Below are 12430 nucleotides of genomic sequence, written 5' to 3' on the forward strand. Positions count from 1 at the left end.
TTCAATTTTACAATACGGAGGGAATCATATGGAGCGAATTACTTGGGATCAATATTTTATGGCGCAAAGCCATCTATTGGCATTGCGAAGTACTTGTCCAAGACTGAGTGTAGGTGCGACGATTGTGCGCGAAAAGCGGATCATTGCGGGGGGCTACAACGGTTCCATCTCCGGTGCGGAACATTGCATTGATAAAGGTTGTTATATCAGGGACAACCATTGTGTGCGCACGATTCATGCGGAAATTAACGCATTGCTCCAGTGTGCAAAATACGGTATTCCTACCGATGGAGCAGATATCTATATCACCCATTTCCCATGTCTGCAATGCACAAAGGCAATTATCCAATCCGGCATCAAAAACGTTTATTATGCCAGCGATTATAAAAACGACCCTTATGCCATGCAATTGTTGGAACAGGCTGGGGTGGGCGTTGTTCAAGTGCCTTTCGACAAGTCGAAAATTGATTTTTTAAAGGATGAAAAATTCCAACTGGCGGTGGATTTATTGAACAAATTGCGGGAAATGGGAGCCGATGAAAAAGAATTATCCCTTTTTGAAGAGCAGGTGAAGAAATTATTTGATCCTGAAACATAAATGGATTTATTTCGCTTTGGCGGTGCTCATCGCTTCCGTCAGCGCCCATGAGACCGTATGGCTTTTGCTTTTGCTACTTCCCTTAGGGTTTCATGCCTATTTTAAAAAGTTCCATCCCTTTCATCTTGTTTTCTTATTTATGTGTGGGTTTGCCACGTTTTGTTATGTTTCATTTCAATTGAACGAAATTGAAAAGCCGATTCTTTTGCCAGGGTTTTATACATGGACGGATGAATATAAAATCCGTGGTGATACGTTAAGAGGGCTGATGAAAGACGCAGATGGAAGAAAAGTGTATGTAACGTATGTGCTGAATTCCGAAGAGGAAAAGCGCCGATTTGAATCCACTTCTTTGGCCGGCAAGCGGTTTTATGTGGAAGGGGAAGTGGTGGAGCCAAAAAGACCTTACCATGAATACAGTTTTCATATGCAAAGCTATTTGAAAAGCAAAGGTGCTGGTGGCATCGCGGAAATCTCACATTTGCAATATGCCGGCACGGAAAGATCCTTGCTTCAAAAAATCAGCCTGATGAGGTTTCATTTGAAAAAACATATTGAAAAAACCTTTCCATCCACATTGGCTCCCGAAGCGGAAGCGCTGCTCATCGGATGGCAGGAGGATGTGGATGATGAAACGAAAAGGGCATATCAAAAATTAGGTATTACCCATTTGTTTGCCATCTCCGGATTGCATATTGCCATTCTTGCCTTTCTTTTTTATGAATGTCTCATCCGTTTACATATAAGAAGGGAAATGGCGACGGTTCTTCTTATGGTGTCCTTGCCGGTTTACGCAGTTCTTGCCGGTGGTGCCCCATCTGTATGGAGGGCGGTGGCGGTAGTGGAACTTGTCATGCTTTCCCGATTAAAAGGCCGGCTTGCAGTGGATGATGCCCTTGCCATCAGTTTCATCGGATTTGTTTGGATGGGGCCATGGGTGATTTATCAGATTGGTTTCCAACTTTCTTATTTGGCTACGGCAAGTTTGGTTTATTCCAGCCGTTTTTTGCAATCCGAACACATTTGGTGGAAGAAGTCTTTTTATGTTACTTTCCTTTGCCAGCTAATGGTTTATCCTCTTTTGCTTTATCATTTTTATGAACTCAGTCTTTCCTCGTTTATTGTCAACCTGTTTTACGTGCCTCTTTTTTCCTTTCTTATCTTGCCCATCAATATCGGGTTACTGCTCCTTACCTTCATTCCATTGCCTTTATCCGATCTCATTTTTGCATGTTATGAGCCATTCCGGCTTCTGATCACAAACCTGACGTTCTTTCTGGAATCTCTGCCTTACCAAATGTGGATTCCGGGCAAGCCTCCCTTATGGCTGATAACCATTGCTTATATCGGCGTATTTATGGCTTTTTATTTAATCGATTGCCGGGCGAAACTGAAATACATAGTTCCTGTTTTATTTATTCCGGTTCTCCTTCTTCATTTTCACGGAAGACTGAATCCGCATCTGGTGATCACCTTCGTGGATGTGGGGCAGGGGGATTGCATCGTGATTGAACTCCCTTATCGGAAGAAAGTGTATATGATTGATTCAGGAGGGGTTTTGCGGTTTCAACAGGAAAAGTGGAAGGAAGGGATTCCCTTTGAAGTAGGCAAGCGGATTGTCGTTCCTTTTTTGAAAGGGAAGGGCATTTCGAAAATTGATGCGTTCATTTTAACCCATGCCGACAGCGATCATGTGGAAGGGGCGGAAGAAATTTTAAGGGAAATCCGGATAGGTGAAATTCATATCACTCCTTCTTCGTTGTCCAAGCCGGTGATGAATGATTTGGTTGCGGAGGCGAAGAAACAAAAAGTGCCAATCAAAGAGCAAATGGCGGGATTTGGATGGAAAGAAGGGGATGTGACCTTTCAATATCTTTGGCCCCATGATCTTAAGTATGAAGGAAACAACGATTCCCTCGTTCTATATTTGGAGAAGGGGGATTTTCAAGGCTTGTTTACAGGAGATTTGGAGGCGGAGGGGGAACGGAAGCTGATTGCAACCTACCCAAAGCTTTCCGCAATCGATTTGTTGAAGGCCGGCCATCATGGCAGCAGAACTTCCAGCAGCGATGAATTTATACAACGATTGATGCCCGTATTGACCGTTTTCTGTGCAGGGGAAAACAACCGGTTTGGCCACCCGCATAAAGAAGTGGTGGAACGGTATCAACGGAACGGTCTGAAAACGCTCACGACAGGGGAAGTGGGGACTATTGAAATCGTCGTGAAAGACCGGCAAATGGAAGTTAAAGCGGGCGCAGACTACTAAAATGAAGGATAAAAAAGAGTGTAGACAAGGTTTCCCTTGTCTACACTCTATTGAAAATTAAGCTACAGCATCAAAAATAATTGCAATAACAAACATTAATGTGAAGAATAAGAATGATACCAAGAAGCCTACTCCAGCGTCAATTGCGTCATTGCGTTTGCAAGAAGCATTTTCGCCTTCAAATGGGTTATGTGTAACGAAATTTTCATTATGATTTGCCATATGATAACCTCCTACTCAAAGTCCATTATAAGTCAATAGTTTATAAAAAGCTATATAAGATTGTTGAAATTCTCTTACTTTTCTCTTTCATTTTGACACAATTTATACAAAAAATACAGTTCTTTATTTGAATCGTGTATACTATTGTTACCGAAAGTTTTGGAGGTTCAAGAAATGTTTGCAAAAGTTTGGAAAGACATCGACAGTGGAAAAATCGCCCCCGTTTATTGCATCTATGGGGAAGAGACTTATTTCATAGATGAAACGATCCAACGGTTAAAAAAGGTTTTAAGTCAAACGGAAGAAGTGGAAATGACCACCTTCGATCTGGAAGAAACGCCGGTCGATTTTGTCATCGATGAAGCGGATACGTTCCCTTTTTTATCTGAACGGAAATTGATCGTTGCCAGAAATGCCACGTTTTTGAAAGCGGCCGAGAAAGGGGCGGAAAAAATTGAACATGATTTGAAGCGCCTTGAAAATTGGTTGAACCACCCTTCCGATTTCGCCGTTACGATTTTTACCGCCCCGTATGAAAAATTGGATGAACGCAAAAAAATTACAAAGCTCATGAAAGAAACGAGTGTCATGCTTCACGCGGAAGCGCTGGGGGAAAAAGATTTGGCCGTTTGGATCCAAAGCGAGGCGGCCAGATGGGGCAAAAAAATAGAAGACGATGCGTTGGATAAACTGGTGGAAATGGTCGGGGAAAATATGAATCAGCTTCAAATGGAAATTGAAAAAATGGCTCTCTATTTGGGGGAAGACGTTGTAATTACAAAAGAGCTGGTGGAGGATCTTGTTGCGAAAACCCTCGAACATGATGCATTTAAAATGTTGAACGCCTATTTTGCCCACAACACCCCTGAAGCTCTCCGGATTTATCATGATTTATTGCGCCAAAAGGAAGAGCCGATCAAATTGGTGGGGCTGCTTGCAAACAACATAAGAACAATGAACAGCGTCTATTATTTACATAAAAAGGGCTATCCGCCAACGCAAATCTCAAAGCAATTAAAAATCCATCCCTACAGGGTGAAACTGATGCTGGATCGAAAAGACCGCCCTACGGAAGAAAGATTGTTGAAGGCGTTGAACGACCTGGCCGAAATCGATTTGCAGCTGAAAACGACCGGGGGCAACAGGGAAAGATATTTGGAGATGTTTTTACTGAAAAGTTTATAGAAAGAAAAAGGCTATTAAAAAGTTTTTCCGCTTTTTAATAGCCTGATTTTTTGTTTCCGTATGAAAAAAGATCAATTGTCTGGGAAAACAATTGATCTTTTTATTTTAGTTCGCTTGAGCTAATTTTTTTGCAAGACGAGATTTTTTGCGGCTCGCTGCATTTTTATGAATGAGTCCTTTGCTTGCTGCTTTGTCAAGAGCTTTAGTTGCTTGGATCACTAATTCTTGAGCGTTGTCAGCACCGCTTGCGATTGCTTGCTCAGCTTTTTTCACAGCTGTACGCATAGCTGATTTTGCTGAAGAGTTTGCAACGTTTGCTTTTTTGTTTGTTTTTACGCGTTTGATTGCTGATTTAATATTTGGCATGTTTTCACCTCCTAATAAGAATACGAGATGATAAATTCTCTAATCAATTGTTAATACAACAGAAAACATTATACAAAAGGAAATCTTTAATTGCAACACATAAATGCAAAGAATATTTACTTGACAGAATGAACATGATAGAAAAGAGGTGATCATCATGCAAGAAATCAATTGGACTAGAACTGACTTAATCGATGAAACGGAAGAGGTCGTTCAGCATCAGACGAGACAACAAAAAGAGCAATTAGATGACTCGGAAGGCGTCCGATTTGAAGAATTCAACGAAAAACGTGTCAAAGTGACAAAAGTGATCGTCAATAGTGAAGGAGCCGAAGAAATCGGGAAAAAAGAAGGGCAATACATCACGTTGACGGTTCCCACTTTAAATATTGATGACCATGACGGAAACGAGCAATTGGCAGAATCTTTTCTGAAATATATCGATGAAATTCATAAAGACATTGAGCTCACAAAAGACAGCAAAGTGTTGGTCATTGGTCTGGGAAACAAGACGATTACACCCGACGCCATTGGACCCTTTACCATTGATGCAATGCAGGCGAGACAGTTGGAAAACCATGTGGAACAATTTGTTTTGTATGCGCCGGGGGTTACTGGGCAGACGGGATTTGAAACGAGCGATTTTGTCCATGCATTGACAGAAAAAATTCAACCGGATTTGGTGCTCGCCATAGATGCCCTGGCGACAAGGGGGACATCCCGATTATGCAAAACCATCCAAATCACCAATACGGGTATTCATCCCGGTTCCGGCGTCGGGAATCAGCGGGCGGAAATTTCAAAAGAAGTGTTGGGGGTTCCGGTAACCGCCATTGGTGTTCCCACGGTGGTGGATGCAACGGTGATCATTGCCGATGCGGTGGATAAAGTATTCCGTTCCATTGCGAAAAAAATTCAAGAGAAAGATAAACCTTCCGGAAAACTGGCTGTCACAGCCTGGACTTCCGATACTTCCGAGGAGGATGTCGACTTTAATGTCATTCGTCCGATTTTTGGCGAATGGTCCACCTGGTCGAAAGCGGAAAGGAGACAATTATTCGAAGAAGTGCTCCTGTCCAATTCCCAACGATTGATTGTGACACCAAAAGAAGTCGATATTTGGATGACGAAATACTCGACACTGATCAGCAATTGTCTGTTTAGATGGATTGAGGAAAAAGTGAACTAGTTCTAAAAATTCTCTCTCTTCCATATCGTAGAGGAAGGAGAGGATGCTGAAATGAAAAATTTTAAAAGATTTGTACTGACGATACTTTTCTTTTTCTCGTTACCGATCGTGATAGGAATGATGCCTTTCCCAAACAACGAGAAATTTGTGCCTGCTACACCAGAAGAGAAGATACTCTATGCGGCGAATGATTTAGTAGTTTCTGATGTGGCGCCTCCAAAGGATCCGTTTAAAGTGTTGCTGTTGTTCACCCATTCCCATGAAACCTATAAGCCGTTTCTGGAAAATGAAAAGGGAATGGTCGCCGTTTATGACGATCAAGCCAATTTATATTCCATGCATCAGCTGTTTGAAGATTATTTCCGGTTGAACGGGATCACAGCCAGCACCCTTGATGTGGATGTGATGTCCGTTTTGAAGGAAAACGGAAAAACGATCGTTGATGCATATAAAACGGTAAGGCCATATGTTGCCGAAGAATTGAAGACAAATCAATATGACCTGATTTTGGATATTCATCGGGATTCCACTTCCCGCAATAAGACGACCGTTGTCCATAAAAATGTTTCCTATGCGAAAGTGTCCTTTGTCATTGGTGCGGAAAACCCGAATTACAAATCCAATAAGGCCATCGCCCAAACCATCAGCAATTCCATGAATGAAATTATTCCGAATATTTCCAAGGGAATTATTGAAAAGAAGGGGACGGGCGTAGATGGAGTGTATAATCAAGATTTGGCGAAGGAATTTATTTTAATTGAAATCGGCGGCATCGATAACACGGAGGATGAAGTGTACCGGACGGTGGCGGTGTTGGCACAAGCGGTGGCAAACAGTCTGGTTGAAAAATGATCGCGTTTGTAAGCGTTTAAAGGGTCCTCTTTTAAACGCTGTTTTTTTGCACGAACCGAATCGTGTATGCCCCTTATTTTGCTATACTTGTTTATTATTGTGCTTTCGTCCCGGTTCATAGTATAATTCAACTTAGTTTATATTTTATGAAGAACAAAAGAATGAAAGAATACGCTATAAATCAGAACAGTATATACGGAAAGTTTAAGCCTCCTGCGAAAGCGAGTGTAGACGGACAACGATCGCATGGAGGCATTTGTTAGGAGTGGAGATATGAATCGCGAAGAACGATTAGAACGTCAAAAACGCATCAGAAACTTTTCAATTATTGCCCATATTGACCATGGCAAATCCACATTGGCCGACCGCATTTTGGAAAAAACGAAAGCGTTGACTGAACGGGAAATGAAGGAACAGCTGCTGGATTCCATGGACATTGAACGGGAACGGGGCATTACGATCAAATTGAATGCCGTTCAGTTAAAATATCAGGCAAAAGATGGACAAATTTATATTTTCCATTTAATCGACACCCCTGGACACGTCGATTTTACATATGAAGTGTCAAGAAGTTTGGCCGCATGTGAAGGGGCCATTCTGGTGGTGGATGCGGCGCAGGGAATCGAGGCGCAAACGCTTGCCAACGTATATTTGGCCCTGGATAATGATTTGGAAATATTGCCGGTCATCAATAAAATCGATTTGCCTGCAGCCGATCCCGAAAAGGTGCGCAGAGAAATCGAAGACGTGATTGGCTTGGATGCGGAAGACGCCGTGTTGGCGAGTGCAAAAGCCGGCATCGGTATTGATGAACTTCTGGAACAAATCGTCGAAAAAATCCCTGCCCCATCGGGAGATCCTGACGCACCGTTGCAAGCCTTGATTTTCGACTCTTACTATGATTCCTATAAAGGCGTCGTTGTATTGGTCAGAATCGTCAACGGTACCGTAAAACCGGGGGATAAAATCCGCTTTATGGCGACAGGCGCCGAATATGAAGTGGTGGAAGTCGGAGTACATACGCCAAAAATCAATCCGGTCGAAGAGTTGACGGTGGGAGATGTAGGTTACATCACGGCCTCGATCAAAAATATCAGCGATACGAATGTCGGTGATACCATCACCCTTGCCGACCGTCCGGCGAAGGAGCCTCTGCCGGGTTACCGGAAATTGAATCCGATGGTGTTCTGCGGACTTTACCCAATCGATACGGCAAAATATAACGATTTGCGGGAAGCCCTTGAGAAACTCGCATTGAATGATTCGGCTCTGCAATTTGAACCGGAAACATCCCAGGCATTGGGCTTTGGATTCCGATGCGGCTTCCTGGGATTGTTGCATATGGAAATCGTCCAAGAGCGTCTGGAGAGAGAGTTTAATTTGGATCTTATTACAACAGCGCCATCGGTTATTTATGAAGTGGAAATGACGGACGGTTCCAAAGTGAGAGTGGACAATCCGTCCATGATGCCAGCGCCTCAAAAAATCGACCAAGTGCTGGAACCGTATGTGAAAGCGACCATCATGGTGCCGAATGATTATGTCGGTGCCGTAATGGAACTTTGCCAAAGAAAACGCGGCACATTCATCAATATGGATTATATTGATTCAACGCGCGTAACAATCATTTATGAAATGCCGTTATCTGAAATCGTTTATGATTTCTTCGACCATTTAAAATCAAGCACGAAAGGATACGCTTCCTTCGATTATGAGTTGATTGGATATAAACCATCCAAATTGGTGAAAATGGATATATTAATCAATGGCGAGAAAGTCGATGCATTAAGCTTTATCGTCCATCGGGATTTCGCTTATGAACGGGGCAAAGTGATTGTGGAAAAACTGAAAGACATCATCCCTCGCCAACAATTCGAAGTGCCGATTCAGGCGGCGATCGGAACAAAAATCATCGCCCGTTCGAACATCAAAGCGATGCGCAAAAACGTGCTGGCCAAATGTTACGGGGGAGACATTTCCCGGAAACGCAAATTGCTTGAAAAACAAAAAGAAGGTAAAAAGCGCATGAAACAGGTCGGTTCTGTCGAAATCCCGCAGGAAGCATTCATGGCCGTATTGCGAATGGATGAAGAAAATAAATAAAGTGCTTGCCGAATTTGGACATAGCCACGTTGCTATGTCTTTTTTTCATTTCCAACAGCTTTCAATCCCTTCCATATTTTTTGCCGTTTAATGACTGAAACGATGGAAAACAATAAGTGAAAAGAATCAACCGTGATTCAGTGACTGGGAGGGATTTGAAAATTGAAAAAACCGTTTTATAAACGTTGGTGGTTTATTGCGCTTGTCATCGTTTTTGTGATCACTCTTATCGGTTCTTTATCCGGAGGCGACGAAAAGGAAGTGGCGGATGATGCGGATAACGCTTCAGCCCCTGCGGAAGATAAGAATGCCGTTGAGGAGGAGAATAAGGAAACGGATGTAGCTGATGAGGAAGCGGCCGATACAGCTCCTGAAACGGCAAAAGAAGAAGTGCCAAGGGAGTATAAGGCTGCATTGAAGAAAGCCGAAACCTATGCCAAAACGATNCGTCGATCATCTGGAAAGAGATTGGAAAGAAAATGCATTGAAAAAAGCCAAATCTTATGCGGAATCGATGAACATGTCCAACTCGGCGATTTATGATCAGCTCGTTTCCGAATATGGGGAAAAATTCACTCCGGAAGAAGCGCAATATGCAATCGATCATTTACAATGACAGAAAGCCATTCGGTCATCGGGTGGCTTTTTTCTGTGCCTTCAACATTGAATTTTCGGATTGAAAATGTACAATAGTAAGATAAATAGTAGAAAGAAGGGTTTCCATGGTCCGAGGGGTTTACATCCATATCCCGTTCTGTCATCAAATATGCAATTACTGTGATTTTAACAAAGTGTATTTCCACAAACAGCCGGTGGATGAATATATCGAAGCGGTCGGGAAAGAGATGGCGATGGCCGTTTTAAACTCGCCTGAGCAATTTGCAAATCTGGAAACGATCTATTTGGGAGGGGGCACGCCAACAGCCCTTTCCCCAAGGCAGCTTGACCGCCTGTTGGAGCTCATTGCCCAACATTTATCAACCGATGTGTTGGAGTTCACAGCCGAAGCCAATCCGGATGAACTGACCGTCGATAAATTGAAAGTGTTAAGAAGCGGAGGGGTCAACCGTTTAAGTTTAGGGGTCCAATCTTTTGATGGACAACTTCTAAAAAAACTGGGGAGAACCCATACAAATGACGAAGTATATCGCGCCATTGAAAACGCGATGGAAGCCGGCTTTGAAAATATCAGCATCGATCTGATGTACGGTTTGCCGGGACAGTCGATGGAGCAATGGGAGGACACCCTTGAAAAGGCGCTTGCATTGAATTTGCCGCATTATTCGGCTTATTCATTGATCGTGGAACCGAAAACGGTTTTTTATATTCAATATTCAAAAGGAAAACTGCAATTGCCGGAAGAAGAGCTGGAGGCAAAAATGTATGAACGTTTGATGGAGAAAATGGAACAGGGCGGTTTACATCAGTACGAAATCAGCAATTTCGCCAAGGAAGGTTTTGAATCCGTTCACAATAAAATTTACTGGGACAACGATGAATATGCGGGATTTGGCGCCGGTGCCCACGGATATATCAAGGGCGTCCGCTATTCCAACCATGGTCCCATCAAAAAGTATCTGCAGTCCATCGGGATGGGACAACTTCCTGTTCTTCACAGCCATCAAGTGACATTGATGGAAAAATGCGAGGAAGAAATGTTTTTGGGATTGCGGAAAAATGAAGGGGTATCCTTCAAACAATTTGAAATGAAAATGGGTTTTTCCATGAAAGAAAAATACGGTGAAATTATCAACGAACTGAAGAATGAAGGGTTGGTCACGGAAGAGGAAGAACGATTGAAGTTGACAAAAAAAGGCCGCTTCTTGGGCAATGAAGTGTTTCAACAATTTTTGTTGAGCGAGTAGGGGTATTTCGTTGACACTGATTCATTGTTTTGTTAATTTAATTATAGTATTAGCACTCTCGCTTCTTGAGTGCTAACAGAGGTGGTTTTCATGTTAACTGATCGTCAATTACAAATCTTGCAAGTTATCGTTGATGATTTTGTTACGTCAGCTCAGCCTGTAGGATCCCGTCAGATTTCCAAGAAGAAGGGAATCAATTATTCTCCCGCCACAATCCGGAATGAAATGGCGGATTTGGAAGAGCTGGGATATTTGGAAAAAACGCATGTATCATCCGGGCGCATCCCTTCTGAAAAAGGGTACCGTTATTATGTTGATCACCTATTGCAGCCAAAGCGCATGTCTGTAGAGGAAATAAATTTGATTCAATCCATTTTTGAGAAGCAAAAAGTCGAAGTTGAACAAATTATCCGGGAGTCTGCCAGCATTTTGTCTGAATTGACTTCCTATACTGCGATTTTGCTCGGCCCGAATGTGACGGAACACAGGGTCAAACGTTTTCAAATCATTCCGCTATCCAAACAAACTGCTGTTGCGATCATTGTGACAGATATGGGTCATGTCGAAAACCAAGTCATTTTATTGCCTGAGGGCTTTGATTCATCGGATATTGAAAAAACGGTGAATATTTTAAATGAACGTTTGATTGGGGTTCCATTGATCCATCTTCAAAGCAAATTGGAAAAAGAAACGTATGAAGTGTTGAAACAACATGTCCATATGGCGGATTCCATCATTCAATCATTGCTAAAAGTTGCATCTGTGGAAAATGATAGTAAAATTTACTTTGGCGGCAAAACCAATATGTTAAACCAGCCGGAGTTCCACGATATCAATAAAATCCGTCAACTGTTGGATTTAATGGACAAAAAGAGCCAAGTCATTTCTCTGTTCCAGCCGGTGAAACGGGGAATTACGATCCGCATCGGATCCGAAAACAATCATATCGCTGTGGAACACTGCAGTGTGATCACAGCGTCTTACAGTGCCGGAGAAGATCAGAACGGGGCGATTGCCATCATTGGTCCAACCCGGATGGATTATAAGCGGGTCGTAACATTGCTTGACATTGTAAGAAGAGGGTTATCCAGAACTTTATCCGAAAAATTGAACGATGGACAGTAAGGAGGATTTTAGGTGTCCGAAACGGCAGAAAACAAGAACAAACAGGAAGAAACGATAGAGAAAGAAGAACAAATCGAGAAAGCGGAAAACGCAACCATTGAAGAAGCTTCCGTAAACGATGAAGCGGCAAACAATGAAGAAGCGGACAAATCGGCTGAGGAAAGTTCAGAAGAAGTTTCCGTGGATGCTTATAAAGCGAAAATCGCCGAGTTGGAAGCGAAATTGGCGGAAGAAGAAAATCGGTATTTAAGATTGAGAGCGGATTTTGAGAATTTGCGCCGTCGCAGCCAGCTTGACCTGCAAGCCGCTGAAAAATACCGCGCTCAAAGCCTATTGACAGATTTATTGCCGGTCATTGATAACTTTGAAAGGGCATTGCAGGTGAAAGTTGCTTCTGAGGACGCAAATTCTTTATATAAAGGCATTGAAATGGTCTACAATGCCCTTATCGAAGCGGCCAAAAAAGAAGGGCTTGAAGTGATTCCGGCTGTCGGTCAACCATTTGACCCGAATGTTCATCAGGCCATAATGCAAGAATCAGACCCTGAAAAAGAGTCTGGCATCGTATTGAAGGAATTGCAGAAAGGCTATAAATTGAAAGATCGCGTATTAAGACCTTCCATGGTTTCTGTAAATGAATAATGAAATTTGTGTGT

General features: G+C 42.7%; 12 protein-coding genes. 10 read left to right on the forward strand and 2 right to left on the reverse strand.

All coding sequences use genetic code 11. The annotated features are described in order from the left end of the window. The first annotated feature begins 28 nt into the window (after positions 1 to 28). Entirely contained in the window at positions 29 to 598 is a 570-nt protein-coding gene (locus ACFPOH_RS09915; protein ID WP_342469178.1) for a ComE operon protein 2, read from the forward strand. Beyond that, positions 582 to 2867: a DNA internalization-related competence protein ComEC/Rec2 gene (locus ACFPOH_RS09920; RefSeq protein ID WP_342469179.1), complete on the forward strand. Its 2286-nt coding sequence runs from the start codon at positions 582 to 584 to the stop codon at positions 2865 to 2867. The genes ACFPOH_RS09915 and ACFPOH_RS09920 overlap by 17 nt, the downstream gene beginning before the upstream one ends. A 57-nt stretch (positions 2868 to 2924) precedes the next feature. Here ACFPOH_RS09920 and ACFPOH_RS09925 read toward each other — a convergent pair whose 3' ends face one another. Continuing rightward, positions 2925 to 3089, reverse strand: a complete 165-nt coding sequence (locus tag ACFPOH_RS09925; RefSeq protein WP_342469180.1) for a YqzM family protein — start codon at positions 3087 to 3089, stop codon at positions 2925 to 2927. Between the two features lie 174 nt (positions 3090 to 3263). Between ACFPOH_RS09925 and holA the strand changes: the two genes are divergently transcribed. Continuing rightward, positions 3264 to 4274 carry a DNA polymerase III subunit delta gene (holA, locus tag ACFPOH_RS09930; protein ID WP_342469181.1) on the forward strand — a complete coding sequence of 337 codons (1011 nt, stop codon included), beginning with the start codon at positions 3264 to 3266 and terminating at the stop codon, positions 4272 to 4274. A 105-nt stretch (positions 4275 to 4379) separates the two neighbouring features. Here the strand turns inward: holA and rpsT are convergent, their stop codons facing one another. Next, positions 4380 to 4640 (reverse strand): 30S ribosomal protein S20, encoded by a 261-nt coding sequence (gene rpsT, locus ACFPOH_RS09935; RefSeq protein WP_342469183.1) that lies wholly within the window; start codon positions 4638 to 4640, stop codon positions 4380 to 4382. A gap of 157 nt (positions 4641 to 4797) precedes the next feature. Here rpsT and gpr point away from each other — a divergent pair, with 157 nt between their 5' ends. The 7 genes from gpr (at position 4798) to grpE (ending at position 12416) form a co-directional block, all read left to right on the forward strand. Continuing rightward, complete coding sequence (gene gpr / locus ACFPOH_RS09940; RefSeq protein WP_390309529.1) at positions 4798 to 5829, forward strand: GPR endopeptidase; 1032 nt, start codon at positions 4798 to 4800, stop codon at positions 5827 to 5829. A gap of 51 nt (positions 5830 to 5880) precedes the next feature. Next, positions 5881 to 6681, forward strand: a complete 801-nt coding sequence (spoIIP, locus tag ACFPOH_RS09945; RefSeq protein WP_342469186.1) for a stage II sporulation protein P — start codon at positions 5881 to 5883, stop codon at positions 6679 to 6681. A 273-nt stretch (positions 6682 to 6954) separates the two neighbouring features. Continuing rightward, positions 6955 to 8784 (forward strand): translation elongation factor 4, encoded by a 1830-nt coding sequence (gene lepA / locus ACFPOH_RS09950; protein ID WP_342469187.1) that lies wholly within the window; start codon positions 6955 to 6957, stop codon positions 8782 to 8784. Positions 8785 to 9304: 520 nt separating this feature from the next. Then, positions 9305 to 9400: an Ltp family lipoprotein gene (locus ACFPOH_RS09955; RefSeq protein WP_390309542.1), complete on the forward strand. Its 96-nt coding sequence runs from the start codon at positions 9305 to 9307 to the stop codon at positions 9398 to 9400. A gap of 106 nt (positions 9401 to 9506) precedes the next feature. Beyond that, complete coding sequence (gene hemW, locus ACFPOH_RS09960) at positions 9507 to 10649, forward strand: radical SAM family heme chaperone HemW (protein ID WP_342469189.1); 1143 nt, start codon at positions 9507 to 9509, stop codon at positions 10647 to 10649. Between the two features lie 90 nt (positions 10650 to 10739). Continuing rightward, positions 10740 to 11774: a heat-inducible transcriptional repressor HrcA gene (hrcA, locus tag ACFPOH_RS09965; RefSeq protein WP_390309530.1), complete on the forward strand. Its 1035-nt coding sequence runs from the start codon at positions 10740 to 10742 to the stop codon at positions 11772 to 11774. 12 nt (positions 11775 to 11786) lie between these two features. Beyond that, complete coding sequence (gene grpE, locus ACFPOH_RS09970; RefSeq protein ID WP_342469191.1) at positions 11787 to 12416, forward strand: nucleotide exchange factor GrpE; 630 nt, start codon at positions 11787 to 11789, stop codon at positions 12414 to 12416. Positions 12417 to 12430: the final 14 nt, after the last annotated feature.

The sequence above is a fragment of the Ureibacillus suwonensis genome (assembly GCF_042655065.1).
In the GTDB taxonomy this organism is placed as follows: Bacteria; Bacillota; Bacilli; order Bacillales_A; family Planococcaceae; genus Ureibacillus; species Ureibacillus suwonensis.

Excerpts from the sequence above, each read along its gene's own strand:
- ACFPOH_RS09915 (WP_342469178.1), top strand. The coding sequence starts at position 29 with ATGGAGCGAATTACTTGGGATCAATATTTTATGGCGCAAAGCCATCTA.
- ACFPOH_RS09925 (WP_342469180.1), bottom strand. The coding sequence starts at position 3,089 with ATGGCAAATCATAATGAAAATTTCGTTACACATAACCCATTTGAAGGC.
- holA (WP_342469181.1), top strand. The coding sequence starts at position 3,264 with ATGTTTGCAAAAGTTTGGAAAGACATCGACAGTGGAAAAATCGCCCCC.
- rpsT (WP_342469183.1), bottom strand. The coding sequence starts at position 4,640 with ATGCCAAATATTAAATCAGCAATCAAACGCGTAAAAACAAACAAAAAA.
- gpr (WP_390309529.1), top strand. The coding sequence starts at position 4,798 with ATGCAAGAAATCAATTGGACTAGAACTGACTTAATCGATGAAACGGAA.
- spoIIP (WP_342469186.1), top strand. The coding sequence starts at position 5,881 with ATGAAAAATTTTAAAAGATTTGTACTGACGATACTTTTCTTTTTCTCG.
- lepA (WP_342469187.1), top strand. The coding sequence starts at position 6,955 with ATGAATCGCGAAGAACGATTAGAACGTCAAAAACGCATCAGAAACTTT.
- ACFPOH_RS09955 (WP_390309542.1), top strand. The coding sequence starts at position 9,305 with ATGTCCAACTCGGCGATTTATGATCAGCTCGTTTCCGAATATGGGGAA.
- hemW (WP_342469189.1), top strand. The coding sequence starts at position 9,507 with ATGGTCCGAGGGGTTTACATCCATATCCCGTTCTGTCATCAAATATGC.
- hrcA (WP_390309530.1), top strand. The coding sequence starts at position 10,740 with ATGTTAACTGATCGTCAATTACAAATCTTGCAAGTTATCGTTGATGAT.